22 protein-coding genes are annotated in these 24,722 nt (G+C 72.8%); 16 read left to right on the plus strand and 6 right to left on the minus strand.

The features are described from left to right. The first annotated feature begins 438 nt into the window (after nucleotides 1-438). The 7 genes from ACFWIA_RS02815 to ACFWIA_RS02845 all read left to right on the plus strand — a co-directional run bounded on the left by ACFWIA_RS02815 (nucleotide 439) and on the right by ACFWIA_RS02845 (nucleotide 6,844). Nucleotides 439-1,683 (plus strand): ATP-binding protein, encoded by a 1,245-nt coding sequence (locus tag ACFWIA_RS02815; RefSeq protein WP_386999755.1) that lies wholly within the window; start codon nucleotides 439-441, stop codon nucleotides 1,681-1,683. Further along, on the plus strand, nucleotides 1,680-2,084 hold the full coding sequence (locus ACFWIA_RS02820) for a roadblock/LC7 domain-containing protein (RefSeq protein ID WP_385488211.1): 405 nt from the start codon (nucleotides 1,680-1,682) through the stop codon (nucleotides 2,082-2,084). Before ACFWIA_RS02815 ends, ACFWIA_RS02820 begins: the two co-directional genes overlap by 4 nt. Beyond that, nucleotides 2,081-2,455, plus strand: coding sequence for a DUF742 domain-containing protein (locus tag ACFWIA_RS02825; RefSeq protein ID WP_386999757.1), 375 nt, complete (start codon nucleotides 2,081-2,083; stop codon nucleotides 2,453-2,455). Before ACFWIA_RS02820 ends, ACFWIA_RS02825 begins: the two co-directional genes overlap by 4 nt. Beyond that, nucleotides 2,430-3,020 (plus strand): ATP/GTP-binding protein, encoded by a 591-nt coding sequence (locus tag ACFWIA_RS02830; RefSeq protein ID WP_386999759.1) that lies wholly within the window; start codon nucleotides 2,430-2,432, stop codon nucleotides 3,018-3,020. Before ACFWIA_RS02825 ends, ACFWIA_RS02830 begins: the two co-directional genes overlap by 26 nt. Before the next feature lie 70 nt (nucleotides 3,021-3,090). Then, complete coding sequence (locus ACFWIA_RS02835; RefSeq protein WP_386999762.1) at nucleotides 3,091-4,485, plus strand: cytochrome P450; 1,395 nt, start codon at nucleotides 3,091-3,093, stop codon at nucleotides 4,483-4,485. Nucleotides 4,486-4,919: 434 nt separating this feature from the next. Continuing rightward, the gene (locus tag ACFWIA_RS02840; protein ID WP_386999764.1) at nucleotides 4,920-6,050 is read left to right on the plus strand and encodes a cytochrome P450; all 1,131 of its coding nucleotides are present in this window, start codon (nucleotides 4,920-4,922) and stop codon (nucleotides 6,048-6,050) included. After that, nucleotides 6,047-6,844: an enoyl-CoA hydratase/isomerase family protein gene (locus ACFWIA_RS02845; RefSeq protein WP_386999766.1), complete on the plus strand. Its 798-nt coding sequence runs from the start codon at nucleotides 6,047-6,049 to the stop codon at nucleotides 6,842-6,844. Before ACFWIA_RS02840 ends, ACFWIA_RS02845 begins: the two co-directional genes overlap by 4 nt. Nucleotides 6,845-6,917: 73 nt before the next feature. Here the strand turns inward: ACFWIA_RS02845 and ACFWIA_RS02850 are convergent, their stop codons facing one another. Continuing rightward, a complete protein-coding gene (locus tag ACFWIA_RS02850) occupies nucleotides 6,918-8,696 on the minus strand; it encodes an Imm49 family immunity protein (protein WP_386999768.1) in 1,779 nt (592 codons plus the stop codon). Nucleotides 8,697-8,844: 148 nt separating this feature from the next. Further along, nucleotides 8,845-10,200, minus strand: coding sequence for a helix-turn-helix domain-containing protein (locus ACFWIA_RS02855; protein WP_386999845.1), 1,356 nt, complete (start codon nucleotides 10,198-10,200; stop codon nucleotides 8,845-8,847). 451 nt (nucleotides 10,201-10,651) lie between these two features. Here ACFWIA_RS02855 and ACFWIA_RS02860 point away from each other — a divergent pair, with 451 nt between their 5' ends. From ACFWIA_RS02860 to ACFWIA_RS02885, 6 genes are all read left to right on the plus strand, one after another. After that, nucleotides 10,652-11,992 carry a M64 family metallopeptidase gene (locus ACFWIA_RS02860; RefSeq protein WP_386999770.1) on the plus strand — a complete coding sequence of 447 codons (1,341 nt, stop codon included), beginning with the start codon at nucleotides 10,652-10,654 and terminating at the stop codon, nucleotides 11,990-11,992. A gap of 176 nt (nucleotides 11,993-12,168) precedes the next feature. Further along, nucleotides 12,169-12,573 carry a MazG nucleotide pyrophosphohydrolase domain-containing protein gene (locus tag ACFWIA_RS02865; protein ID WP_386999847.1) on the plus strand — a complete coding sequence of 135 codons (405 nt, stop codon included), beginning with the start codon at nucleotides 12,169-12,171 and terminating at the stop codon, nucleotides 12,571-12,573. 138 nt (nucleotides 12,574-12,711) lie between these two features. Next, on the plus strand, nucleotides 12,712-13,095 hold the full coding sequence (locus ACFWIA_RS02870; protein ID WP_386999772.1) for a cell division protein SepF: 384 nt from the start codon (nucleotides 12,712-12,714) through the stop codon (nucleotides 13,093-13,095). Nucleotides 13,096-13,244: 149 nt separating this feature from the next. After that, nucleotides 13,245-14,429: an AAA family ATPase gene (locus tag ACFWIA_RS02875; RefSeq protein ID WP_386999774.1), complete on the plus strand. Its 1,185-nt coding sequence runs from the start codon at nucleotides 13,245-13,247 to the stop codon at nucleotides 14,427-14,429. A 68-nt stretch (nucleotides 14,430-14,497) separates the two neighbouring features. After that, nucleotides 14,498-14,836 (plus strand): nucleotide pyrophosphohydrolase, encoded by a 339-nt coding sequence (locus ACFWIA_RS02880; RefSeq protein WP_386999849.1) that lies wholly within the window; start codon nucleotides 14,498-14,500, stop codon nucleotides 14,834-14,836. A gap of 282 nt (nucleotides 14,837-15,118) precedes the next feature. Beyond that, nucleotides 15,119-15,583 carry a DUF6099 family protein gene (locus tag ACFWIA_RS02885; RefSeq protein WP_386999777.1) on the plus strand — a complete coding sequence of 155 codons (465 nt, stop codon included), beginning with the start codon at nucleotides 15,119-15,121 and terminating at the stop codon, nucleotides 15,581-15,583. A gap of 82 nt (nucleotides 15,584-15,665) precedes the next feature. Here ACFWIA_RS02885 and ACFWIA_RS02890 read toward each other — a convergent pair whose 3' ends face one another. Next, the gene (locus tag ACFWIA_RS02890; protein WP_386999779.1) at nucleotides 15,666-16,130 is read right to left on the minus strand and encodes a DUF6624 domain-containing protein; all 465 of its coding nucleotides are present in this window, start codon (nucleotides 16,128-16,130) and stop codon (nucleotides 15,666-15,668) included. Nucleotides 16,131-16,352: 222 nt separating this feature from the next. Here ACFWIA_RS02890 and ACFWIA_RS02895 point away from each other — a divergent pair, with 222 nt between their 5' ends. Together ACFWIA_RS02895 and ACFWIA_RS02900 are read left to right on the plus strand one after the other, a co-directional pair. Beyond that, nucleotides 16,353-17,909, plus strand: coding sequence for an alpha/beta hydrolase (locus ACFWIA_RS02895; RefSeq protein WP_386999781.1), 1,557 nt, complete (start codon nucleotides 16,353-16,355; stop codon nucleotides 17,907-17,909). Nucleotides 17,910-17,918: 9 nt separating this feature from the next. Continuing rightward, nucleotides 17,919-18,557: a nucleotidyltransferase domain-containing protein gene (locus ACFWIA_RS02900; RefSeq protein WP_386999783.1), complete on the plus strand. Its 639-nt coding sequence runs from the start codon at nucleotides 17,919-17,921 to the stop codon at nucleotides 18,555-18,557. Between the two features lie 36 nt (nucleotides 18,558-18,593). Here the strand turns inward: ACFWIA_RS02900 and ACFWIA_RS02905 are convergent, their stop codons facing one another. The 3 genes from ACFWIA_RS02905 to ACFWIA_RS02915 form a co-directional block, all read right to left on the minus strand. Beyond that, complete coding sequence (locus tag ACFWIA_RS02905; protein WP_386999785.1) at nucleotides 18,594-19,517, minus strand: LLM class F420-dependent oxidoreductase; 924 nt, start codon at nucleotides 19,515-19,517, stop codon at nucleotides 18,594-18,596. Between the two features lie 153 nt (nucleotides 19,518-19,670). Further along, nucleotides 19,671-22,226: a polynucleotide kinase-phosphatase gene (locus ACFWIA_RS02910; RefSeq protein ID WP_386999787.1), complete on the minus strand. Its 2,556-nt coding sequence runs from the start codon at nucleotides 22,224-22,226 to the stop codon at nucleotides 19,671-19,673. Beyond that, the gene (locus ACFWIA_RS02915) at nucleotides 22,223-23,728 is read right to left on the minus strand and encodes a 3' terminal RNA ribose 2'-O-methyltransferase Hen1 (RefSeq protein ID WP_386999789.1); all 1,506 of its coding nucleotides are present in this window, start codon (nucleotides 23,726-23,728) and stop codon (nucleotides 22,223-22,225) included. The genes ACFWIA_RS02910 and ACFWIA_RS02915 overlap by 4 nt, the downstream gene beginning before the upstream one ends. Before the next feature lie 342 nt (nucleotides 23,729-24,070). Here ACFWIA_RS02915 and ACFWIA_RS02920 point away from each other — a divergent pair, with 342 nt between their 5' ends. Then, nucleotides 24,071-24,670 (plus strand): hypothetical protein, encoded by a 600-nt coding sequence (locus ACFWIA_RS02920; protein ID WP_386999791.1) that lies wholly within the window; start codon nucleotides 24,071-24,073, stop codon nucleotides 24,668-24,670. Nucleotides 24,671-24,722 lie beyond the last annotated feature (52 nt).

Genomic DNA, 24,722 nt, shown 5'->3' on the forward strand with positions numbered 1-24,722 from the left:
GCTGTGTCATGTCCCTATGGAAAAAGGCGAGGTGGGCTCCCTGACGGTCCGTTCGGCCCTGTGGGAACCGGGGTGCGGGGTGGGTGCCCGGGGGAGGGTGGTCCACCTGTCCGCACCCCCCGGGCCGGACTGCATGTCATATACATGAATAGGTGGGGGAGTGCCCGGTAATGCCGCGACTGTCCCGGTGCGGGGTGTGCCTTGCAGGGGCCGCGGACACTTGCGTGTGGGATGTGCCCCGCTGGTACAGTGTGTGATCTTCATAGTGGGCTGACGGCGCGTTAGAGCGCCAGGGGGAAAGTCAGCCGAACGGGCCCCGTCCCGGAGGAACGTTCTCCGGCCTGGACGGCACGGCCCGCGGCCCCATGGGCTGCGGGGGTGCCCCGGGCGGAGGAGACAGTGACCGCTTCCCCCGGGATGCCACTCGAAGAGAGTCTCATGACGTCATTTGTGCAGGACCCGTTCTTCTGGGTCCTGGTCGCCGTGGTACTGGCCGCCTTCGGCGGGGTGGTACGCGCACGGCAAACCAACATCGGTCTGCGCAGACGCAACGCGAACCTCGTTGCCGAGAACGAGGCGCTGCTCCAGCAGCGCAACGAACTCGGCGCGGCGCACAGCGGTCTGCGCAACCAGCACATCAGCGAACTCGCGGAGGTCCGCAAGGACGCGGAGGAGGAGACCAAGGCGGTACTGAAGGCGGCGATGCGCACCCTCCAGGGGCTCGCCGACGAACAGCAGATCGTCATCGACAAGGTCCAGAAGAAGTACGGCGACGACCCCGGGATGCTCGCCGACCTGATGGCGATCGACCACACCAACAGCCAGTTCGGGCGCCGCGCCCAGGGCATCGCCGTGCTCTGCGGAGGCTGGCTCGGGCGCCGCGAGACGGTCGCTTCCGTCTACGACGTGGCCCGCAGCGCGCAGGGGCGAATACGCCAGTTCGACCGAGTGCAGATCCACGCCCAGGCGAACTTCTCACTGGTCAGCAAGGTCGTCGAGCCGGTGGCCGTCGTCCTCGCCGAACTGCTCGCCAACGCCACCAACTACTCCGCTCCGGGCGCCCCCGTCGAGATCAACATCCAGGCGGTGCCCAAGGGCGTGTGCCTCATTGTCGACGACGCCGGCCTCGGCATGGGACAGGAGGAGAAGGACCGGGCGTCCGCCCTCCTCTCCCCCCAGGAGCCCATCCACATCTCCGGCCTCGGCAACCCGCCCCAGTTCGGGTTCGCGGTCTCCGGCATGCTCGCCTCCCGCTACGGGTTCAAGGTCTCCGTCGACTCCGTGTCCCCCTACGGAGGTGTCCGTGCGGTGATCCTGCTCCCCGACGAACTCCTCACCAGCGACGTGCCGTCCCCCGCGGTCGACGCCGACCACGGTCTGCGGGACAGCGTTCCCGTCATCCGGCAGCGCCGGGCCGCCACCGAGGGCCGGTCCGCGCAACCCACCCCGCTCTTCGCCGCCGTACCCGGCTCCGAAGCGGTGCCCACGGTGCGCGGCACCACCGCCGGTGGTCTGCCCAAGCGCCGCCGCCAGCGTCCCGTCGCCGTGGTACCGGAGCCCACGGAGACCGCCGAGGTGCCCAGGAGCCAGGAGGAGACGGCCTCCCTGCTGGGTGCGTTCCAGCGCGGTACGCAGTCCGGACGCGACACGACGACCACCACGGAAGGACCTGACCACCAGTGAACCCCGATCTGTCGTGGGTGCTCAATGACGTGCTCCAGGTGCGCGGGGCACGACACGCGATCCTCGTCTCGGCCGACGGCCTCCTGCTGGAACACTCCAGCGCGATCGGACGGGACGACGCGGAGACCGTCGCCGCCGCCATGAGCTCGATGCAGTCGTTGAGCCGGGCCGTCGCGCCGTTCATTGGTACCGGGACCACCGGCCGCTGGCGCCAGACCCTGCTGGAGTACGAGGACGGCTGGATCTTCCTGATCGCCGCGGGCAGCGGCGCCTACCTCGCCGCCGCGACCTCGGCGGACGTCGACATGGAGGCCATGTCGTTCCGGATGCAGCAGCAGGTCGGAGCGCTCGGCAAGGCGATGACCTCGCCGCCGCGCCAGAACGCCGGCAGCGACATATGACCGCGCCCGGCGAGGAACAGTCGGTCACCAGCGGGTTCATCCGTTCGTACGTGATCACGGGCGGGCGCGACCTGCCGGACGCGGACGAGCTGTCCCTGGTCACCCTGGTGACCCTCGCCCCGGACCGGACGCCACCCGCGCGGCCCAGCCCCGAGGTGAGCGCCATCTGGAGCCTGTGCGCCGGCGGCTACCTGTCGGTGGCCGAGGTCGCCGGCCGCCTCGGGCTGCCCGTCGGGGTGGTCCGGCTGCTGTTGACCGACCTCGCGGACCAGGGCCACCTGCTCCGCCGGGCGGCGCCACCCGCCGCCAAGCTCGTCGACCGGAAGATCCTCGAAGAGGTGTTGCATGGACTCCAACGCCGGTTCGGCTGAGAGCGTCTACGTGCCGGAAGCGGTCGTCACGGCCGCGAAGATCCTCGTCGTCGGCCACTTCGCCGTGGGCAAGACGACGTTCATCGGCACGTTGTCGGAGATCACCCCGCTGCGCACCGAGGAGAAGATGACGCAGGCGTCGGCGCACGTCGACGACCTGCGGGGGGTCACCGGCAAGGAGACCACCACCGTCGCCCTGGACTTCGGGCGGCTCACCCTGAGCGAGGAACTGGTGCTGTACCTCTTCGGTACGCCCGGTCAGCAGCGCTTCATGCAGCTGTGGGAGGACATGGCCCGGGGCGCGCTGGGTGCGCTGCTCCTGGTCGACCCGTCGCGGTTGCACGAGTCGTTCCCGGTCATCGACCTGATCGAGAAGTACGGCCTCGAATACGCCATCGCGGTCAACAGCTTCGAGCAGGACAACCGGCATGCCGAGGAGGAGCTGCGCGAAGCGCTCGATCTGCTGCCGCACACGCCGGTCGTCTTCTGCGACGCGCGGGACCAGAAGTCGTCGGCCCAGGCACTGATCACGCTCGTCCAGCACCTGCTCGCGCGGGCGAACTGACCCCCCACGCACTCCAGTCATCCACCTCCCGGGGCCCCCGCGGCCCCGGGATCACCCCGAGGACCAACGCATGGATGCACAGACGGGGTCCACCCCGCTCTCACCTCCCCCCGGGTGCCCTATGCACCAGCAGCCGCAGCAACCGACCCCGCTGTACGGCGCGGACTTCGCCGCCGACCCCGCGCGGTTCTACGACCACATGCGGGCCCAGGGACCCGTGGCGCCGGTCGAGTTGGCCCCCGGAGTGGAAGCCACCCTGGTCATCCAGCACGAGGCCGCCCTGCGCGTGCTCCAGAACCCGGCGCTCTTCGTCCGCGACTCCCGCCGCTGGCGGGCGCTGAACGAGGGGCGCGTCCCGATGGACAGCCCCGTCCTGCCGATGATGTACTACCGCCCCAACTGCCTCTTCTCGGACGGCTCCGAGCACCTGAGGCTGCGCAAGGTGGTCACGGAGAGCCTCGCCAAGATCAACACCAGTCGGCTCGGACGGGACGTCGAGCGCATCGCCGACTACCTCATCGACCGGTTCAGTGAGCGCGGGACCGCCGATCTGCTCCACGACTACGCCAAGCTGCTGCCGCTCCTGTTGATCAACCAGTTGTTCGGCTGCCCGGGCGACCTCGGTGACCGGCTGATGAGGAACCTGTCCGACCTCTTCGACGGACGCGACGTGGTCCGCGCCAACGAGGACATGACGGCCTGTCTGCTGGAGCTGATCGCCCTCAAGCGCCGTCAGCCCGCCGAGGACATGACGTCCTGGATGGTCCAGCACCCCGCCGGTCTCACCGACGAGGAGATGAAGGACCAACTCGCCACGCTGATCGGAGCCGGGGTCGAACCCGAGCGCAACCTCATAGGCAACGGGCTGCTTCTGCTGTTGTCCCCCGACTCGGCTTCCGATACGGGTTCCCGGGGCGCCGGACTCCTGGTCGAGGACGCCCTCGACCACGTCCTGTGGAACAACTCGCCGATCGCCAACTACGCCACGCACTTCCCGGTGCAGGACATCGCCCTCGGTGACATCACCCTTCCTGCCAACGACCCGGTGGTGATCAGCTTTGCCGCTGCCAACACCGACCCCTCGTTGACGGACGCACGGCTCACCCTCAGCAAGGGCGCCCACCTCGCCTGGGGCGCCGGACCCCACTCCTGCCCGGCGAAGTCCCCAGCCCGGATCATCGCGCTCACCGCGATCGAACGGCTCCTCAACGCCTTGCCCGACCTGGCGCTGGCTGTGCCCGAGGACAAGCTGGAGTGGCGACAGGGACCCTTCCACCGCGCCCTGGTGTCCATGCCGGTGCTCTTCAGCCCCACCCCGGCCCGTCGCTCGCTGCCGGTGCAGCCCCCCGCTCCCGCCGCCCCACCCGCCGGCGGGTCGGTGCAGCAGCCGACGTCCCACCGGTCGGAGGCGCCGCGCAAGCAGAAGGGCTGGTGGAGCTCGTTCCTGGACGTCTTCCGGATGTGACACGCGTCCCCACCGGGTGCACCGCCGACTGAGGGTATCCCCCCGATCGGTGGGTGCACAGGCGAAGTGCGCCGGCCCCGAGCTCGTGCTCGGGGCTGGCTGGTTTTCCGCCCTCCCGAGCGCGTCCGGGAGCGGATCGAGAGTGGTGCCGGTGTGCCCGGCGTGCGGAGCACATGCCTCCGGGCTGCGAAAAGCGCGTGGACGTGTCTCGTACACGTGACATTGGCAACATTCAGGAGCTCATGACCTGGGTATCAAGGTGGGTAGGTTTCGGCAGCCACCCCCTCCCCTAAGTGAAGGAGCCACGAGTGACTGCTGTGGGCAGCAGAGTCGGCATATCTGTTGACCGGCGGGCCGTCGTTTCCCTCCTACGGCGCCTGAGGTCTCCGGGGGGACAGGCGGACCCCGTCCCCCTCTACGACGAACTACGCGCCATGGGGGAGGTGGTTCCGGCACCCTGGGGCGGGTACTTCCTCACCCGGTACGACGTGTGCAGCCGGGTGCTGCGGGACCGGAACTGGTTGACCCCGGACGCCGCCTGGCAAGACCGCCGGGGTGACCCCCGCTGGCAGGCGCCCGCCACGCTGGAGATGAGCCACACCCTGCCGAGGCTCAACGCCCCGGTCCACACCCGCCAGCGTCGCAGCCTCGGGAACCTCTTCGACCGGGCCGAGATCGAGCGGCTGACCCCGCAGGTCGAGCGGGACGTGGCCGGACTCCTCGACCGGCTGGAGGAGGACATCCGTACGGACGGCAGTGCCGAGTTCGTGCACACGGTCGCCGACCGGCTGCCCGTGCGCACCGTCGGACAATGGCTCGGCTTCCCCGCGGTCGACGACGCACACATCCTGGAGCTGACCCAGAACCAGGCCCATGCGCAGGAACTCCTGCCGACCAGCAGTCAGCTCGCGATGGCCGCCGAGGCCACTCTGCACCTGCGGTCCTACTTCGCCGACCTGGTCCGCGAGCGGCGCGCCCGGCCGGGCGACGACAGCGTCTCGCGGTGGATCGAGGTCTGGGACGAACTGGAACCCGATCGGGAGGAGGCGGACCGGACCCTGCGCCGCCTGACGATGTTCATCACGCTCGCTTCCCTGGAGACCACGGCAGCGCTGCTCTCGTCGATGGTGTGGCTGCTGCTGCGGGAACCCGGGCTGTGGGCATGGCTGCGGGACCACCCCGAGCACATACCGGACGCCGTCGAGGAGACGCTCCGCTACGACCCGCCCGTCAACATCAACACCCGGGTCGCCGGCGGCGACACGGTTCTCGCCGGGGTGCCGGTGGCGAAGGACACCATGGTCTATGTCATGCACGGTGCCGCGCACCACGATCCGCTCCGGAATCCCGACCCCCGCACCTTCGACGTGCTCCGTCGGGGCAGCCACCTCGCCTTCGGCGGAGGCATGCACTACTGCCTCGGCGCGGCGCTCGCCCGCCTGGAAGCGCGCGTCCTGCTGACGCGACTGCTGGAACGATTCCCCGATCTGAGTCTCGTCACTCCCCCCTCTTTCGCCCCACGAATGGTGTTCCGCCGCATGACTTCCCTGAGCGTGACGGCATGACGCTGACCTCCTGGAGCGGCCCGACCGTCGTCAGTCAGTTGAAGACCCTCCGCACGGAACGGACCGGGTCGGTCCTGCGGGTGGAACTCGACTGCCCGGACACGGGCAACGCCATCACCGAAGCCATGCTCGACGACCTGCTGACCGTGCTCGGCGACCCCGACCCGGAGCTGCGGGCCATCGTGCTCACGGGCGCCGGGGACGACTTCTGCCTCGGTGGGGACCGCGACGAGTACGCCTCCTCGGTGCAACTCGACCCCACCGGGTGCGGGGTGCAGCGGTCGGCCGCGAAGGCCCGTCGGGTCCTGGACGTGCTCGCCGACAACGCCGCCGTCACCATCGCCCGCGTCCACGGGAAGGTGATCGGCGCAGGACTCGCCCTGGCCCTCGCCTGTGACCTCCGGGCAGGCGCCGACACCACGACGTTCCGGCTGCCGGAACTCGGCCTGGGCATGCCCATCGCCTGGGGCGGCTCCCTCCCCCGCCTGCTCCAGGAGGTGGGGCCGGCGCGGGCCCGCGAGATCATCCTCACCGCACGGGTCTTCGACGCGGAGGAGGCCCGGCAGTTCGGCGTCCTCCAGAAGGTCGTGCCCCGAGAAGCGCTGGACGTCGCCGTCAGCGCCTGGGTGAAACCCGTCGTGCGGCGCCCGGAGGCGGCGGTGCGGATCACCAAGGCCCTGCTGACCTCGTACGCGGCGGCGGGCCGCCTCGCCAACCCCGCCGCGCTGGACGCGGAACTCCTCGCCTCGGTGGTCGTCGCCCGCCACCACGCGGCGCGGGGTCAGACGGGCTGACACCGCGGCGCCACGCCGTGCGGGCCGTTGCCCGGGACGCCCCGTCCCCCACCGGGGTTCCCCGCCCGTTGCGTCAATCAGGCGACCTCCGCAGCAGCCCTCTGGGCAGGTACGGCGAGTGGACGACGACGTCCCACCCCATGCGGTGCGCATGACAGGCCAGTCCGAGGACGTCCAGACTCACCGCAGCGTCCACGGCGGTTCCGCGGTCCCCGACCGTGAAGTGGTCACGGTGTTCCTCCAGCGCGTCCGCCAACGCCAGCACGAAGCCCGTGCGGTCGCCCGCGACGAGCTGCGACAACAACACCGCGGGTGCGCCGGGCCCGTCGGCCGCCCGGGCCCGCCGTCCGTCATTGCGCAGTGCACGGTCCAGCGCGTGTTCCGGATCCGTGCCGCTCAGGTAGGCGTGGAGTGCGAGGGCGTAGGCGGTGTTCGCCCCGCCCCGCCCCGCGGCGAACTGTTCCGGTGCCGTGCGCGCGCAGTCGGCGAGGAGGTCGGGAAGGCCGACGGCCATCGCCAACGCCGCGGTCCGCCGCCACGCCGTGACGGTCACCGCCCCGGGGTCCCGCAGGGCGGGCAGGAGCCGGGTCGTGCCGTCGACGGTCACTTCCACCCAGGTGTCCGGCGCCGCGTGCGCCAGCCGTAGCGCGGCGGCTCCCGCCTGGGCGCCGATCCGCAGTGCCGCGTGCTGGCGGGGGTCGGCGCCGTCGGGGTCGGACGCGGCCCGCGACAGGAACCGCACGGACTGGATCTCCCGCAGTGCGGTGAGCCCCTGGGCCACCCCCGCCGGATCCGCCGTCGGGTCACGGAACTTCGCCACGGCCTCACCCGAGCTCTGGTCGTACACCGACTCCCGGGGCAGCGCGGGACGGGGACTGCGGGGGCGCTCCACGGTGAGGGGCCCCGCAGCGAGCGCGGCCAGGGCGTCGGGCCGTTTGTCCCGTCCGTGTGCGAGGACCCGCAACGGTGCTCTGGCCAGGCCGGTGACCAGGGCCGCCGGGAGGTAGTCCGAGAGCGGTGCGGACCACTGGAGCCACCGGTGGGCCATGGCGGCGAGTGCGATGGCGTCCAGCGGAAGGAGGGAACGGGCGGTGCGCGAGCCGTCCGACCTGGACTCCTGGATGCGCCGGTGCACCGTCAACTGGGACCTCAGACATCGTAGAAAGCCGTCCCGGTCGCCTGCGGCCAGTGCCCGGAGCGTACTCAGCGCCGCCCGCTGCCGGGGCCGGTCCTCACCGGGGGCGACGCGCCACACGCACCGCTCCACCAGGGCCAGGTTGCTGGCTCCGGACGTCAGCGTCTGGCCCTGCGCCAGGTCCCGGTCCGCCGCGTACCCGTACACGTACGCCAACAGGGCGTGTGCCAACGCGGTGTCGGCGTGTTCGGAGCGACCGCGGAGCACCGCCGAAGACTCGATGAAGGCCGATGCCGTCTCCGGTAGCGTTCCGGCGACGAAGGACAGACAGAACGCGTCCACCCAGTCCACCGCGCTCACCACGCCCCGCCCGCCGTCCGGTTCGGCATCGCGGTACACGCCTTCGATCCCCACGTAGTCGACCACGACCCGCGTCTCGGCGCCGCCCGAGGCCGTCAACTCCAATGCGCCCACTGCCGCGCGGGCAGCCGACTGGAACGCCGCGCGGGCGTCCAGACAGCTGAGGGCCGGATCCTGCACCGAGCGGGCGGCCACGTAGTCGAGGAACATCTCGGCGAGCATCTGCCAGCCGAGCGCGGGAAGCGGATCGTAGCGCATCATGTGCACGTCCTTGCCGGCGCGTTCGGCGAAGTCCGCGCGCGCGGCCACCAGCACCGCTTCCGTCACCCCGTGGCGCCCGACTCCCTCGTCACGCACGTCCAGCCTCCTGCCCCCGCCCGTCGCTGCCCCCTCCGGATCAGCATAGGGATCGGCACCGACATCCAGGCGATGCGCAAGGCCGCGAGCCCGGGCGGACTCCGCGGATCGCTTCCCCCCCCGCTACCCGGTATCGCAGCCGGAGGGGTCAGAACGGCGGTGTCGCCGGCGGTGGTCCGAGGGTCGTGGTGCCGGGGGCGGACCGGTGCCCGAGCCCGGTCCGGTACGCGTCGAGCGCCGCCTCCGTCCGTCCGGACCGCCGCAGCAGGTCCCCGAGGAGCCGGCACAGGTCCGCGAGGTCACCCGCCGCACCCGCGTGCTCCAACAACCCGAGTGCCCGGACGTAGTGCTCCTCGGCGGCCTCGGTGTCGCCGCGCCGCTCCGCCATCAGGCCGAGCAACCGGTGCGCGCCGGCCGCGTGGACCGAGCCCCGCCCGGGGCTGAGCCCGCCCAACAACTCCCGCAACAGCAACTCGGCTTCGTCGTCCTTGCCGCGCCGGTGCAGCACCCCCGCCAACTCCACGCCCACCTGGTGGGTGTACAGCCGGGCGTGCCGGGCCGCCAACATGTCCCGGGCGGTGCGTAGTTCGGCCTCGGCCCGGGCGAGGTCTCCGGCGTCGCCCTCGTCCGGGGCGTCCGTGTCCGCGCGCTGGGCGTGCACGTATCCGCGCATCCAGTGGCACAGCGCGAGTTCCCCGTGGATCTGGAGCTGCTGGTAGTACGCGGCGGCCTTGGCGAGGGACGCGTCCGCCTCGTCCGAGCGGCCTTCGGCGATCAGGGTACGGGCCACTCCCCGGTGCATCCGGGCGACCAGGGCCGGGTCGGACACCCGGGGCGCGAGGGCGAGCGCCAACTCCGCCGCCTGCGCGGCCCGTGCATGGGCGCCGAGGTCCATGTACGGGCCGATGGCCGCGGTGTACAGCAGTACCAGCGCATCGGGGTCGTGCAGCCCGGAAGCGTTGAGTTCGTCGAGGGCGTTCTCCAACAAGTAGCAGGCGTAGCGCAGTTCCCCGGCCAGGAGATGGGCGATGGCGCGACCCCGAACGGCCGGTACCCGCTTGGTCAGGGGCTCGCCGAGCGCGCCGAGCAGCCGCTCGGCCGCCTCGAAGTGCTGGCGTGCGGCGTCGAGTTCACCGGTCTCCAGCGCGCACTGGCCGAGGCCCACCAGTGCGGTGGCCCGCTCGGGCTCACAGCCGTGCCGTGCGGCCTCCTCGGCGAGCGCGGTGTAGAGCGCGCTCGCATCGGAGGGGTCCTCGGTGGCGAGGACGCGCTGTGCCTCCGTGAGCCGCAGTCGCAGCCCGGTGGCGAGGTGGGCGGGCCGCCCCGTGGCCAACTCCTCGTAGCTGGTGCCGAGCCGCGCCGCGAGGTGTCGCAACGCCTTCTCGGAAGGACGGACCCGCCCGGCCTCCAGGGTGGAGACGTACGCCGCGGTGTACGCCGGTTCCGCCAGCTGGCGTTGGGTCATACCGCGGTCCGCCCGCAGCCGGTGGACGCGACGGCCGATGGCCCGCGCCGAGGAGCCGTCCGGTTCGACGTCCGGCGCACCGGGGGTGTCGAAGGAGTCCGGGGAGTCAGTGGCCCCGGGGTCCCGCCCGGCCCGGGGCCGTCCACTGCTCTGCCGCTCTGTCACTGTGGACCCTCTCCGCCGTGCCGATCGTCCGGTCCGGCGCCGCCGCCCCGGGACGCCCCCGATTCTCGCCGCCCCGGAGATCTTGCGCCGGGCGCCCGGCGATTCTAAGTTAATCCGCGAGTCAAGGGTGGTTAACAAAACACTTAACCACCCGTGCGGTTCCTGAACCCCTGCGGGTGCCGCGCTCATCGCCCGACCCGGCTCCGCCCCGGCCCCCACCTGGTCCGGAGCGGGTCGGGGTGCGCCCCCACCCGGGGCGGCCCCCCGGCCCGCGCCCCCCTCCCGGCCCGCGATCGCCCTCCCCGAACCGCCCCCAGGAGACCCCGTGCACATACGCACCCGTGCCGCCGCCCTCGGCGCGTCCGTGCTGCTCTGCGTCACCGCCCCGGCCGCCGCCCCCGCGCTGGCCGCTCCCGCTCCGGCCGGGAACGGTTCTGCGGAGGTGACCGTCGAGTACTTCCCGGACCCGGGTGCCGAGGGGCGGTACGCCGAGGTCCCGGCCACGGCCCCGCAAGATCTGACAGCACGTCAGGAGACCGCTCCCGAGGCGGCACCGGCCCGTGCGTCCGTCGGCTCGATCCAGCGCAGCGGACCCAGCGACGCGCGACTCGACCTCGTCGTCCTGGGTGACGGCTACACCGCGGCCCAACAGGCCGACTTCCGCGCCGACGCACAGGCCAAGGTCGAGTCCGTCTTCCAGATCGAGCCCTACAAGAGCTACCGCGACCTCTTCAACATCTGGGTCGTCGACGCCGTCTCCCAGGACTCCGGGGTCTCCGGCGACCCCACCAAGGACGTCGTCAGGAACACCGCCCTGTCCTCGTACTTCTGGTGCGGTGACATCGAACGGCTGCTGTGCGTCGACATCGACAAGGTCAGCGCCCACGCCGCCCGGGCACCGGCCGCCGACATCGTGTTCGTCCTCGCCAACACCACCACCTACGGCGGCGCCGGATACAGCGGCGTGCAGAACGAGGTCGGCTACGACGGCATCGCGACGATGTCCTCCGACAACGACCGGTCCACCCTGATCGGCGCCCACGAACTCGGCCACTCCATCGGGCACCTCGCCGACGAGTACACCTACGACACCTACGGCCGCTACCAGGGCGCCGAGCCCACCGACCGCAACTCCTCCGTGCACGACGCCACCCACCAGGTCGCCCACCAGGTCAAGTGGTGGCGGTGGATGGGCGAGCAGGACCCCGCCGGAGGGGCGGTCGGCACCTACGAGGGCAGCGGGTACCACCCCCAGGGCCTCTACCGCCCCACCGCCAACTCGCTGATGCGCAAGCTCGACACCGACGCGTTCAACCTCGTCGGGCGCGAGGGGATGATCGGCGGCTTCTACCGGTACGCCAAGGCGCTGACCAGCCCGACGCCGACGGACCGCCCGGTCCGGGCCCAGCACCCGATCCGTGCCCGCCTCGCCTCCTTCGACCGCCAGGGCATCGCCCGGGTCCAACTGCGCTGGTACGTCGACGGGGTCGAGGTCCGGCACGCCCGCGGCGAACGGGTCGTGACCCCGCGGCAGTTGGGCGTGCGCGGCCACGGCCACGGGCGCACCGTCACCGCACGGGCCGTCGACGCGACCTCCGCGATCCGTGATCCGCAGGTCCGCGAGGCGGCCACCAGCTCCCTGACCTGGACCGTCGGCCACCGCTGAGCCGGCCGCCCGTTCCGGCTCCGCACCCCGTCACTCGGAGCGGCGGAGCCGGGGCGGCGACGGCCGGTAGATTCGGGGGCGTGCACCCTTCTCCTTCCCACGCCCCCGACCCGTCCGCCGCTCCCGACGACGCCGGCACCACCACTCCCGCGGCCCCGGCCGGCTCGCCCGCCCGGTTGGTCGACGAGTTCCACCGGGCGTTCGGGCTCGACGCCCGGACCGTCCCGGAGGAGGTGCCCGCCCGGCTCGCCGCCCACCGGCAGGACCTCCTGGACGAGGAGGTGGCCGAGGTCGCGGAGGTCGCCGTCGACGGCCCCCTCGACCGGCTCGCCCACGAACTCGCCGACGTGGTCTACGTCGCCTACGGCACCGCCCTCGTCCACGGCATCGACCTCGACCGGGTGATCGCCGAGATCCACCGGGCCAACATGAGCAAGCTCGGCCCCGACGGGGTGCCCCGGGTGCGCGCCGACGGCAAGGTGCTCAAGGGCGACCACTACCGGGCACCCGACGTGTCGGCGGTCCTCCGGGAACAGGGCTGGCGCCGGCCCACCGCCCCCGCCGCGGACCCCTCGGCCTGACCGCGTCCGGCACGTCGAGGGCGTTCCGATCTCCCCGACTCGGCACGACGTTCCGTGTCGTTGTTGGGCTGATCGGGTGACTTCACGTAAGAATGGTCCAGTGGGGAAGAAAAGCGCGAGCCAGGACGGGGTGGGCCGTTGAACAGCCACGACGTCACCGATGAACAGTGGGAAGGGTTGGCCCGGGTGGTTCCACTGCGCGGGCGGGACGAATGGCCCTCCTGGACCGGACACCCGGCGGAGCCGGAAGGGGCGAGGGAGCCCCGGCGCCAGTTCGTGGTGCTGCGTGTCAACGTCTTCTCGGACGCCCGTGAGGTGGCGGAGACCCTGATGTCGGGCATCCCCGTCCTCCTCGACCTGACGAGCGCCGAAACGGACGTGGCCAAGCGCGTACTGGACTTCAGTAGCGGAGTGGTCTTCGGCCTCGGCAGCGGGATGCACCGCGTCGACCGCAATGTGTTCCTGCTGGCGCCGCCCGGCACCGAGATCCAGGGACTCGTCGCCGGAGCGACCTTTCCCTAGCCCGTCCGGTGGCCCGTCCGGTGTCGAGTCCGGCTTCCGCCCCCGGGTCCCGCACCCGCCGTCAGCCACCCGGCCCGTTCCCCCGTTCGTAGGAAAGTCACCTTGAGGGAACGGTTCGGCACGACGGGCGGTCCCTACCGTCGTGGTGCATGACAGTGCTCACCCCGGGCGCGGCCGAGCCGGGCACCCGAACCCTCCGGCCGGCCCTCACGGAACTCCGACTCACCGCCTGCGCCTCCCACTTCGGCGTCACCCTGCCGGTGGAGCCGCTGACCATCCTCACCGGTCGCAGCGGCAGCGGGCGCAGCAGCGCCCTGCGCGCCTACCGGGCACTCGCCCGGCTGGCGGGCGGTGCGTCCCTCGCCCGGGCGTTCCCCGACCCCGCCGGTTGGGTGCCCGAACACGCGGGCCCCGACGCGAGCGGTCGCCGGGGGTTCCGCGTCGGCTGCACGGTCGACGGTCCGGCCGGTCCGGTCCGCCTGGACCTGGCCGTCCAGGTCGAACCCGAACTGCGGGTCGCGGGTGAGCGGCTGACCGGGGCGGACGGCACCGAACTGTTCGTCACCGCGCTGCGCGACCCCACCCGGTCCACCGTCCAGGCCGCCTGGTACACCGCAGGGGCCGCCGTCGTCACCCGCGCCCCCTTCCCCGACGACCGGCTGGGCACCGCGGTCGTGCCGCTGCGGGTGGCGGGCCGCACCCCCGGGCAGCGCAGGGTGCTCGCCGCCGCCGAACAGGTCGTCGTGGCACTGCGTTCCGTCTTCGTCTGCGACCCCGACCCCGAGCGGATGCGTGCCACCGGTCCGCCGCCCGCCGACACGGAGCGGGACGCCGGGCGACTCCTGCCCGACTGCGGCAACCTCGCAGCCGTGCTCCGTCGCACCCGCACCGAGTGCGCCCAACGCCACGCCCGGCTGGTCGCCGCCGTCCGTGCGGGCTGCCGGGGCCCCGTCGTCGACCTCCGCACCGAAGGCCCGCCCGACGGTACGGAGCGTGCCGTGCTCGACCGCGGTGACGGGCGCCTCACCCCCGTGCAGCGGTTGGGTGACGGCGAACTGCGCTACCTCGCGCTCGCCCTCGTCCTGCTGACCGGGCCGGGGGTCCTGGACGTGGACCCCGCCACCGAGATCCCGTCCGCGTACCAGTGCCTCACCGTCCTCGCCGACGACCTCGACCGCTCGCTCGACGATCGGCAGGTGCGCGAACTCGCGGCACTGGCCGCAGCGATGTGCGCGCGCGGGCACGTGCGGCTGGTGGGCTCGGCGCGCGGAGCGGCGCAGCTGAGGGCGGGGGTGCCCGGTGATCCGCTCACGGTGGTAGACCTTGACCGGTGACTCCATCGACCCCGGCCGCTCCCGGCACTCCCGAACCTCCCCACCGTCCCGGTCCTGAGGACGTCCCGCTGACGGAACTGCGCCGCAGGCTCGTCGAGTTCGCGCGGGCCCGCGACTGGCAGCCGTACCACACCCCGAAGAACCTGGCCGCGGCGCTGAGCGTGGAGGCGTCCGAACTGGTGGAGATCTTCCAGTGGCTGACGCCCGAGGAGTCCGCCCGGGTGATGGACGATCCCGATCGCGCGCACCGCGTCAGGGACGAGGTGGCGGACGTGCTCGCCTATCTGCTCCAGTTCTGCGCCGTGCTCGACATCGATCCGCTGACCGCGCTGGCCGCCAAGATCGACAGGAACGAGAAGCGGTTCCCGGTCCCGGAGGCCGGTTCCGCCACGGACTCGCCGACCTGACCGACCTGACGGGTACGGCCGCCTGCTCACCGGCCCGCTGACCGGCCCGTCAGCGGGCCGGAGGGCATGAACTGACAGTCCGCCGGCCGGGGGGAAGTCGGAGGCCCAGCACCCGGGTTGGTCACTCTCCGGAGTGGTCGGCTTTTCCCCAGCCGCCTTCTTGTCCACAGATTTCAGGCTTCCACTAGCTATCCGTCTCAGAAGCGCTCACTCTGGGTAATGAACAGATGAGGCGCGGTCGGACGCTCACTCCCAGCGTCCAAGAAAGGCGGGGGCAAGGACATGGATGCGATGCGGCTCATCGTGATCAACAGGCAGGCACTGGCGGCGAGCGACGACGTGGTGCGCATCATGGCGGAGTCCTGGCAGGCGCAGGCCCTGGCCCAGGTGATGGGGAGTCGGCTCGCCGTGACGGGCCCACCGGAACTGCGCGGCGAGGCCCTACGCCTGAGCGAGGTCGGTGGCCGGGGCTGCGGGGTCCTGTCCCCGCCGCTCCCGGGCGTCGACGGCATACGGGCGGCCCGGCTCACGGGCATCGCCGACGCTCAGGCGGCCCTCTTCGCGCTGGGCGGCCTGCTCACCGAGGTCGGCATCGCCCTGGTCGGGATCGCCAGCACCGCGGAGGACCAGGGGGCGTATTGGCAGTGCATGGAGGGGATCGACGCGGCTGACGAATGCCGTGACCGCGTCCTCGAAATGCTCCGTCGCCTACCCGCCCTCACCCGCCTCCCGGACGGGGACCCGTGAGCGGGTGCCGTGGCACTGCGGGTGCGCGGCGCAGCAGGTGCGCGGCGCGCGGAAGGGGCCGCTCCATGAACGTCCGGCGGTGTCAGCCCCGCGCGAACTCGGCGACGTACGCGTCGAAGGGCGCGATGCCGACCTCCGCGCGGAGCGCGTCCATGCGCTCGGGCTCCTCGCAGGGCCACGGGACCGGTGCGCCGTCCCGCACGCCGGCGATCTGCGTGCCGTAGACCTGCTCGCGGCCCTCGTTGACCCGCGTGCGATCGCGCAGGAAGGCCAGCTCGCGCGGGCTGGCCGTGCCCGCCGACACCGCCTGCCGCATCAGTGCGAGGGCGCGCCGCTGGACGTCGAGTTGCCGGTCGGCGTGCTGGGCGATCAGCCAGGCCGCCCGTGCGGCCTCTTCGCCGACGAGCTCCGACGTCGGCCAGCCGTACTCGTCCATGATCTCGCCGAGTCGATCCCCGTGCCGTGCGGTCAGGCGGCGCCACGCCAACTGCTCCACCGGGTCCTCGCTGTTCGCGCCCGTCGCGGACCGATGGTCGACCGCGGCCATCTCCCTGAGAACGGTGACAAGCGTCGCCGCGCCACCGGGACAATGGATCTACCCCTCCGAGCCGGGCGCTTCTTCCTCCCTCGGCCGAAACGGGCGCGTGTCGACGCCCCGGGGCCGTCCGGGGGTTAACCCCCTTGGCGAACGACCGGGCAGCCGCATGCCGCTGGAGCCCCTCGCACCCCTAGCGTCACCCTCAGCCCATCCCCAGCTCGAAGGACCACGATGCGCGTCTCCCCCCTGGCCGTCCTCGGACTCGGTGCGGCCGTCCTGTTCTCCGGTGCGTTACCGGTCGCCGCGGCCCCGGCGGACCCCCGCGGAGCCCTGTCCCGCTTCACCGAGCAGCGCCTCACCTGGGGCGAGTGCCCGGCGGACCAACCGGAACTGGCCGCGGCGGGCGCGCAGTGCGCGAAGGTGACCGTCCCGCTGGACTACGCGGAGCCCCGCGGACGCACGATCCGCATCGCGGTGTCCCGGGTACGGGCCGCCTCGCCGGAGGGCCGCAGCGGCATCCTGTTGTCCAACCCGGGCGGCCCCGGCGGCACCGGACTCGGCCACCCTCTCTCGCTGCGCCCCGTCCTGAAGGACCTGGCGGACCGTTACGACCTCATCGGCTTCGACCCCCGCTTCCTGGGCGAGAGCACGCCGATCACCTGCGCCCCTGCCGCCGTCACCCCTCCCACCGGCGAGGTGACGTCTCCGCGCGCCGACTTCGAGGAGTCGCTGCGGGCCGCGCGGGACACGGCCCGACGCTGTCACGAACACCAGGACAACGCGGCCCTGCTCCCGCACGCCTCCACCCGCAACGTCGCCCGGGACATGGACGTGATCCGGGCCGCCCTCGGAGAACGCCGACTCTCGTTCTACGGGGTGTCCTACGGCGCGGACCTGGGCGCCGTCTACACACAGTTGTTCCCCCGCCGGACCCATCGCATGGTCATCGACTCGGCGACCGACCCGGCGGCCACCCAGTACGAGCTGTTCCAACAGTCCGGCGCCCCCGCCGAGGAGGGTCTGGACGCCTGGGCCGCGTGGACCGCCCGCCGGCACGGCACCTACGGACTCGGTCGCACCGCGGGCGAGGTCCGAGCGACCGTCGAGCGGCTGCTCCACCACGCCGAGCGGCGCCCCGTTGCGGTCCAGGGCCACCGGCTGGGCGCCCCGCTCCAACGGATGATCCTCAAGCAACTCGTCCAGCACGAGGAGCACGATGCCGTACTGGCCGCCGTGGTCCGCGACCTGGTCACCGCCGCTGCGGGCGAGCTGACCGCGCCCGGCCCGGAACTCGCCGGGTTCCTCCAGCTCCTCAGCTCGCCCGAACTGGCCGACAGCATGGTGGGCGGCGCCGTCTTCATGTGCGGTGACGGCGGCTGGCCCGCGGGCGGCTGGCCGAAGGACCCCGCGACCTACTGGCACAACAGCGTCCGCAGCCGGGCCACCGAACCCGTCTTCGGACCGTACGTCAACGGCATGATCGCCCCGTGCGCGTACTGGGCGACCGAGCCCCGGGAAGCGGGCACGGCCATCGACAACGACGTGCCCGTCCTGATGCTGCACGCCCGCCGCGACAACAACGTCCCCTACGAGGGCGCCCTCGCCCTGCACCGCCGACTCACCGGTTCGCGCCTGGTTACGGCGGACCTGCGCACCCACGGCGTCTACGCCCGCTCCGTCGACGGACTGGGTGCCGTGCCCTGCGCGGACCGCACGGTCAACGCCTACCTCCGCGACGGCACCCTGCCCTCCGACGACGTCACCTGCGCCGAACCGTCCGCCCGATAGCCTCGCCGGATGACACCCGCCGCGCACGTCCCGCCCGCCCTGGAACCCTGGGAACCCGCACCCCTGTCCACCGTGGTCGAGTGGTTCGCCACGGCCTCCGTCCCCTGGTGGATCGCCGGTGGCCACGCCATCGAACTCGCCGTCGGCCGTACGGTCAGGGCCCACGGCGACATCGACGTCCTGCTGCTGCGCCGCGATCAGTTGGCGGTCCAGGAGGTGCTGGCCGGGTGGGAGTGGTGGGCGGCGGACCCACCCGGCGAGTTGCGCCCCTGGGCGCCCGGGGAGGTCCTCCCGGTCGGGGTCCACGACATCTGGTGCCGCCCCGGCCCCACCGCACCCTGGCGGCTCCAGGTCATGCTCGACGAGGCCGAGGGCGGGCACTGGGTCTCCCGGCGCAACCCCCGGGTGCGGCGGCCCCTCGACCTCGTGGGCGCCCGCACCCCCGAGGGGGTGCCCCACCTCGCCCCGGAGGTCCAGCTGTTCTACAAGGCCAAGCAGCCCAGGGCGAAGGACGAGCAGGACTTCGCGGCGGCGCTCCCCGTGCTCGGCGCCGAGCAGCGGCGATGGCTCGCCGGGGCCGTCGCCGCCACCTACGGGGACCACCCGTGGGACGCCGAGCTGCGCCCACCGGGCGGGGAACGCCCCTGACCCCGCACCCCGAGGGGCGCTCCGCGCCGGCCGGGCTCACGCCAGCTGGGGCATCACCTCGGAGGCGACGAGCTCCAGGTGGTCGAGGTCATCGAGGTCCAGGATCTGGAGGTAGACCCGCTCGGAGCCGACCGCGGCGTACCGTCCCAGCTTCTCGACCACCTCGGCCGGCGAGCCCGCGAGACCGTTCTCCTTCAGCTCGTCCACCTCCCGGCCGATCACCGCCGCCCGGCGCGCCACCTCCTCGTCGGTGCGCCCCACACAGGTCACCAGGGCGTTCGAGTACACCAGGTCGGAGGGCGCCCGCCCCAGCTCCTCGGCGGCGGCCCGGACCCTGCCGAACTGCCGCTCGGTGTCCGCGACCGAGGCGAAGGGGATGTTGAACTCGTGGGCGTACCGCGCGGCCAGGGCGGGCGTCCGCTTCGCTCCGTGCCCGCCGATGAGGATCGGCAGCGGGGACTGCACGGGCTTCGGCAGCGCGGGGGAGTCCTTCAGCTGGTAGTGGGTGCCGTCGTAGGCGAACCGCTCGCCGACGGGCGTCTCCCACAGCCCGGTCACGATCGCGAGCTGCTCCTCCAACCGCCCGAACTTCTCCTTGGGGAACGGAATGCCGTACGCGGTGTGCTCGTCCGCGTACCAGCCGGAGCCGAGGCCCAGTTCGATCCGGCCGCCGGACATCTGGTCGACCTGCGCCACCTGGATCGCGAGGACTCCCGGCAGTCGGAAGGTGCCCGCCGTCATCAGCGTGCCGAGCCTGATCCGCCGGGTCTCCCGGGCCAGGCCCGCCAGGGTGGTCCACGCGTCCGTGGGGCCCGGGAGACCGTCCACCGAACCCATGTGGAGGTAGTGGTCGGACCGGAAGAAGGCGTCGTAGCCCAGGTCCTCGGCGGCCCGCGCGACGCGGAGCAGCGTGTCGTAGGTGGCACCCTGTTGGGGCTCGGTGAAGACTCGTAGATCCATGTCCCCCATCATGCCCGGCAGCGGGGAGCCGGCGACGGCAACCCCGCGGCCCGGCCCCCGCGCGTCCCCGCCCCGTCGCCGGAGCCCGCCCCGTCGCCGGAGCCTGCCCCGTCGCCGGAGCCCGGGCCGGGGACGCGTTCGGTGCCGTCCGGGTCAGAGCCTCGGGTCCACCGGCTCCGACTCCAGCGCGAGGACCGCGAACACCGCCTCGTGGACCCGCCACAGCGGCTCCCCCTCGGCCAGCCGCTCCAGCGCCTCCAGGCCGAGCGCGTACTCCCGCAGCGCCAGCGACCGCTTGTGGCCGAGGTGCCGGGAGCGCAGCCGCTCCAGGTGCTCCGGGCGGGTGTACTCGGGACCGTAGACGATCCGCAGGTACTCCCGTCCCCGGCACTTGATCCCCGGCTGCACCAGACGCTGCCGCCCGACCCGGGCCAGCGCCTCCAGCGGCTTGACGACCATGCCCTCGCCGCCCGCGTCGGTCAGCTCCTGCCACCAGTCGACGCCGGCCCGCACCGACGCCGCGTCCCCGGTGTCGACGACGAGCCGTCGGGTGGGGGCCAGCAACCCCGTCGCGTCGTGCGCCACCAGCAGGTCGATCAGCGCCAACTGCTCGTCGTGCGGCAGCCCCGCCAACGAACGGCCACGGGTCGCCAGGACCTGGAACGGCGCGAGCCGCACCCCCTCCAGGCCCTCGGTGCTCCAGCAGTACCTGCGGTACGCCTCGGTGAAGGCGGCGGCGTCCTCGGTCCGCCCCCGGTGCCGCTCCAGCAGGTCCCCGACGGGCACGCCCCGCCCCGCCGCGGCCTCCAGTGCGCTCACCGCCCGCGGCAGCACCGTGCCCGCGGCGGCGCCGACCGCCGCGTACTGGGTGCGCAGCAGCCCCGCCGCCTTCAGCGACCACGGCATCAGCTCGGCGTCCAGGAGCAGCCAGTCGGTGTCCAGCGACTCCCACAGCCCCGCGGCCGTCGCGGCGGCGCGCACCCGCCCGATGACCTCCTCGGTGACCGCCGGATCGTCGAAGAACGGGCGGCCCGTCCGGGTGTACAGGGACCCGGTGGGGCCGTCCACCCCGAAGCGGGTGCGTGCGGCGTCCGCGTCCCGGCACACCAGGGCGACGGCCCGCGACCCCATGTGCTTCTCCTCGCACACGACCCGGGCGACCCCGTCGGCCGCGTACTGCGCGAACGCCTCCGCCGGGTGTTCCAGATGGCCGTCCAGCGACGAGGTCGCGGTGGGCGCCATGGTCGGCGGCAGGTACGGCACGAGCCGCGGGTCGACCGCGAAGCGGCTCATGACCTCCAGGGCCGCCGCCGCGTTCTCCTCCCGTACCGCGACCCGGCCGCCGTGCCGGGTCTCCACGGTCCGACGGCCGACGACGTCGGTCAGGTCCAGGGGGCGCCCGTCCTGCCCGCCCGGCGCCTCGGGCACCAGGGGCCGCACCGGCTCGTACCAGACGCGCTCGGCGGGCACGTCGACCAGTTCGCGTTCCGGGTAGCGCAGGGCAGTCAGCTTCCCGCCGAAGACGCAGCCGGTGTCCAGGCACAGGGTGTTGTTGATCCACTGGGCCTCGGGCACCGGCGTGTGCCCGTACACCACGGCGGCCTTGCCCCGGTAGTCCTCCGCCCACGGGTAGCGCACCGGCAGCCCGAACTCGTCGGTCTCCCCCGTGGTGTCGCCGTACAGGGCGTGCGAGCGGACCCGGCCCGAGGTCCGGCCGTGGTACTTCTCCGGCAGGCCCGCGTGGGAGACGACCAGCCGGCCGCCGTCGAGTACGTAGTGGCTGACCAGGCCGTCCACGAAGGCGGCGACCCGGGCCCGGAACTCCTCGCTCTCGTCCGCCAACTGCGCCGCGGTCTCGGCGAGGCCGTGGGTGAGCTGCACCTTGCGGCCCTTCAGCCAGCGCCCCAGCTTGTTCTCGTGGTTGCCGGGCACGCACAGGGCGTTCCCCGCGGCGGCCATGTCCATCACCCGGCGCAGCACCCCGGGGCTGTCCGGCCCGCGGTCGACCAGGTCACCGACGAACACGGCGGTCCGGCCCTCGGGGTGGGCGCCGTCGACGTAGCCGAGCTTGCCCAGCAGGGCTTCCAGTTCGCTGCGGCAGCCGTGGACGTCACCGATCAGGTCGAACGGGCCGGTCAGATGGGTCAGGTCGTTGAACCGCCGCTCGGTGACGATCCGCGCCGATGCGATCGCGTCGACCCCGCGCAGGACGTGCACCTTGCGGAAGCCCTCGCGTTCCAGTCCGCGCAGCGAGCGGCGCAGTTCGCGCTGGTGACGGCTGACCACCCGGGCCGGCAGGTCCGCGCGTTCGGGTCGTTCGGCGTTGCGTCGCACGCACACCGACTCGGGCACGTCGAGGACGATCGCGATGGGCAGCACGTCGTGTTCACGGGCCAGCCGGATCAGCTGGGCCCGCGCCCCGGACTGCACGTTCGTCGCGTCGACGACGGTCCGCCGGCCCGCGGCGAGGCGTTTGCCCGCGATGTAGTGCAGGACGTCGAAGGCGTCGCCGGACGCCGACTGGTCGTTCTCGTCGTCGGCGACCAGTCCCCGGCAGAAGTCGCTGGACAGCACCTCCGTGGGCCGGAAGTGCCGCTGGGCGAAGGTCGACTTGCCCGAGCCGGTGGAGCCGATGAGGACGACCAGGGACAGGTCGGTGACGGGCAGGACGCGCACGTCCTGCGCGGTGGTGCTGTCGGTGCCGCTCATGCCGCGGTCCCCTCCTCGGTGCTCTCGGTGCTCTCGGTGCTCTCGGTGCTCTCGGTGGCCGGGGCGGCGCCGCGGCGGAACAGGGCGAGCTGCGTCGGCGCGCCCACCTCCGGGTCCTCGGGTCCCACCGGCCGCAGCTCCACGGTGTACCCGTGCCGTGCGGCCACCTGCTGCGCCCAGTCCCGGAACTCGTCGCGACGCCACTCGAAGCGGTGGTCCCGGTGCCGCTTGTGTCCGGCCGGCAGCGACTCCCAGCGGACGTTGTACTCGACGTTCGGGGTGGTCACGATGACCGTCGCGGGACGGGCCGCGCCGAACACCGCGTACTCCACGGCGGGCAGCCGCGGCGGGTCGACGTGCTCGATGACCTCGCACAGCACGGCCGCGTCGTACCCTTCGAGCCGGCGGTCGGTGTACGTCAGCGAGCCCTGGAGCAGCGTGACGCGGGACGCCTGGCGCTCGCCCATCCGGTCCAGCCGCAGCCGCCGGGCGGCAACGGTGAGCGCACGGGACGACACGTCGACCCCGACGATCTCCGTGAAGCGGGGGTCCGCCAACAGTTCCTTCACCAACTGGCCCTGGCCGCAGCCGAGGTCGAGCACCCGGGCCGCACCGGTCCGGGCCAGCGCGGTCACGATCGCCGTGCGGCGGGCCCGCGCCAACGGCACCGGCCTCTCCTCGGTGTCCGTGGTCTCGTCGACGGCGTTGTCGATCTCCTCGACCTCGGTGTCGTCGCTCTGCGCGAGGCGTTCCAGGGCGAGGTGTTCCAGCGCGGTGCGGGCCAGGCCCCAGCGGTGGTTGAGGTACCGGCTGGTGATGACCTGCTGCTCCGGGTGGGTGGCGAGCCAGCCCTCCCCGGCGCGCAGCAGCTTGTCGACCTCGTCCTGCGACACCCAGTAGTGCTTGGTGTCGTCCAGCACCGGCAGCAGGACGTAGAGGTGTCGCAGCGCCTCGGCGAGCGTGCGGCCCGAGCCCTCCAGGACCAGGGACACGTAACGGGAGTCGCCCCACTCGGGGAAGCGCGCGTCGAGCGGTACGGGGGTCGCGGTGACCGTCCAGCCGAGCGGTGCGAACATCCGGTGCACCAGTTCGGCGCCCCCGCGTGCGGGGAGCACGGGAACCTCGATCCGCAGGGGCAGCGGCGCGACGGCCCGTGCCGGCAGCGCCGTGCACTGGCCCTTCAACGCGCTGGAGAACACCCGGCTGAGCGCGACGGCGAGCAGGGAGGACGCCGCGTAGGGACGGTCGTTCACGTACTGCGCGAGGGCGGCGTCGGGCGTGCTGCGCTCCTTGCCCTTGAGCTTGCGGACCAGCGCCACGGGGTCGACCTCCAGCAGCAGCGCCGCCGTGCAGCGCTCCGCGGTCGCCTCGGGGTAGAAGACGTGGGCGGTGCCGTGCGAGGTGGAGAACGCCTGGCTGCGGTCCGGATGCTTGTGCAGCAGGAAGCCCAGATCGGTCGCGGGACGTTCAGGATGACCTGTCGTGGTGATGGTGAGGAACACCCGTACGAGTATTGCGGGCGGGTATCGGCCGGGGCGAGGGAGTTTTGCGGACGTGCTCCCTGGGAGGGCGTGTGGGTGCGTCAGGTGGACCGCTCCGCCGGGGTGTGGCTACCCGTGCGGACGCACCTGGGCAAGATCACCTGAGTGCGCCAGCTGCAACGGCTCTGACCTGCGGTGTTGCCCTGCGTCACCGGCTGGCCGCGGGGACGGTCCGGTGCCGCGGGCGGGCCGGTGGAGATGCGCCGTCATCCGACGGATCGTCACATGAGGGGGCGACGGTACCGGCTCTCGTCAGCGCGCGGGCAAGCCTCCGCACGCGGCCGGTGCTTGACGGAGGATCACATGCAAGCTCGACGTTTCCTCGCCTCGGCCGGGGTGGCCGCGGCGACGGTCGCCCTCACCGCGCCGCTCGCCCTCGCGGCGGGCGTTCCGGCCGGCGGGGCGCCCGGTCCCCGGCCCGGTGCCGACACCCTGTCGTTCTCGCCGGACCCCGTGCGGGCCGGACACACCACCACCGTGCGCACGTTCTCCTGCGGGAACAGCGACACCGCCACGGTGAACGCCGAGTCCCTGGGCGTGCGGCACGTCCGGCTCACCCGCGACGGACGTGACGGACGTGACGGACAGGACGAACGTGACCTGAGGGACGACCAGGACGCCCGGGGCGGCCAGCAGTCCGGCGCCCGGGACGAACTGAGCGGACGCCTCGACGTGCCGTGGAACACCCGCCCCGGCCGCTACGACGTCCACGGGACCTGCGACAACGGCGCGCACCTCGGCGGAGTGCTGGAGGTCGTGCCCGCCAGTGGCTCGCACGCCGGATTCGGCGGCCCCCGCGCCGACGAGAACGGCACCCTCACCACGGCCGCGGGCGGCGTCCTGATCGCCGGCGCGGTGGCGGGCGGCGCGTTCCTCTACCGGGCGCGGCGCCGGGCCGTCTGACGCACCGCCCGGAAGGGGCCCGCACCCGCGCCCCCGGTCCGGGCGCGGTCAC

This window comes from Streptomyces sp. NPDC127068, assembly GCF_042724695.1.
Classification (GTDB): domain Bacteria; phylum Actinomycetota; class Actinomycetes; order Streptomycetales; family Streptomycetaceae; genus Streptomyces.

Bases quoted from the DNA above. Each gene is read 5' to 3' on its own strand.
- ACFWIA_RS02815 (WP_386999755.1), top strand. From the start codon at position 439: ATGACGTCATTTGTGCAGGACCCGTTCTTCTGGGTCCTGGTCGCCGTG.
- ACFWIA_RS02825 (WP_386999757.1), top strand. From the start codon at position 2,081: ATGACCGCGCCCGGCGAGGAACAGTCGGTCACCAGCGGGTTCATCCGT.
- ACFWIA_RS02830 (WP_386999759.1), top strand. From the start codon at position 2,430: ATGGACTCCAACGCCGGTTCGGCTGAGAGCGTCTACGTGCCGGAAGCG.
- ACFWIA_RS02835 (WP_386999762.1), top strand. From the start codon at position 3,091: ATGGATGCACAGACGGGGTCCACCCCGCTCTCACCTCCCCCCGGGTGC.
- ACFWIA_RS02840 (WP_386999764.1), top strand. From the start codon at position 4,920: ATGGGGGAGGTGGTTCCGGCACCCTGGGGCGGGTACTTCCTCACCCGG.
- ACFWIA_RS02845 (WP_386999766.1), top strand. From the start codon at position 6,047: ATGACGCTGACCTCCTGGAGCGGCCCGACCGTCGTCAGTCAGTTGAAG.
- ACFWIA_RS02875 (WP_386999774.1), top strand. From the start codon at position 13,245: ATGACAGTGCTCACCCCGGGCGCGGCCGAGCCGGGCACCCGAACCCTC.
- ACFWIA_RS02885 (WP_386999777.1), top strand. From the start codon at position 15,119: ATGGATGCGATGCGGCTCATCGTGATCAACAGGCAGGCACTGGCGGCG.
- ACFWIA_RS02890 (WP_386999779.1), bottom strand. From the start codon at position 16,130: ATGGCCGCGGTCGACCATCGGTCCGCGACGGGCGCGAACAGCGAGGAC.
- ACFWIA_RS02895 (WP_386999781.1), top strand. From the start codon at position 16,353: ATGCGCGTCTCCCCCCTGGCCGTCCTCGGACTCGGTGCGGCCGTCCTG.
- ACFWIA_RS02900 (WP_386999783.1), top strand. From the start codon at position 17,919: ATGACACCCGCCGCGCACGTCCCGCCCGCCCTGGAACCCTGGGAACCC.
- ACFWIA_RS02905 (WP_386999785.1), bottom strand. From the start codon at position 19,517: ATGGATCTACGAGTCTTCACCGAGCCCCAACAGGGTGCCACCTACGAC.
- ACFWIA_RS02910 (WP_386999787.1), bottom strand. From the start codon at position 22,226: ATGAGCGGCACCGACAGCACCACCGCGCAGGACGTGCGCGTCCTGCCC.
- ACFWIA_RS02920 (WP_386999791.1), top strand. From the start codon at position 24,071: ATGCAAGCTCGACGTTTCCTCGCCTCGGCCGGGGTGGCCGCGGCGACG.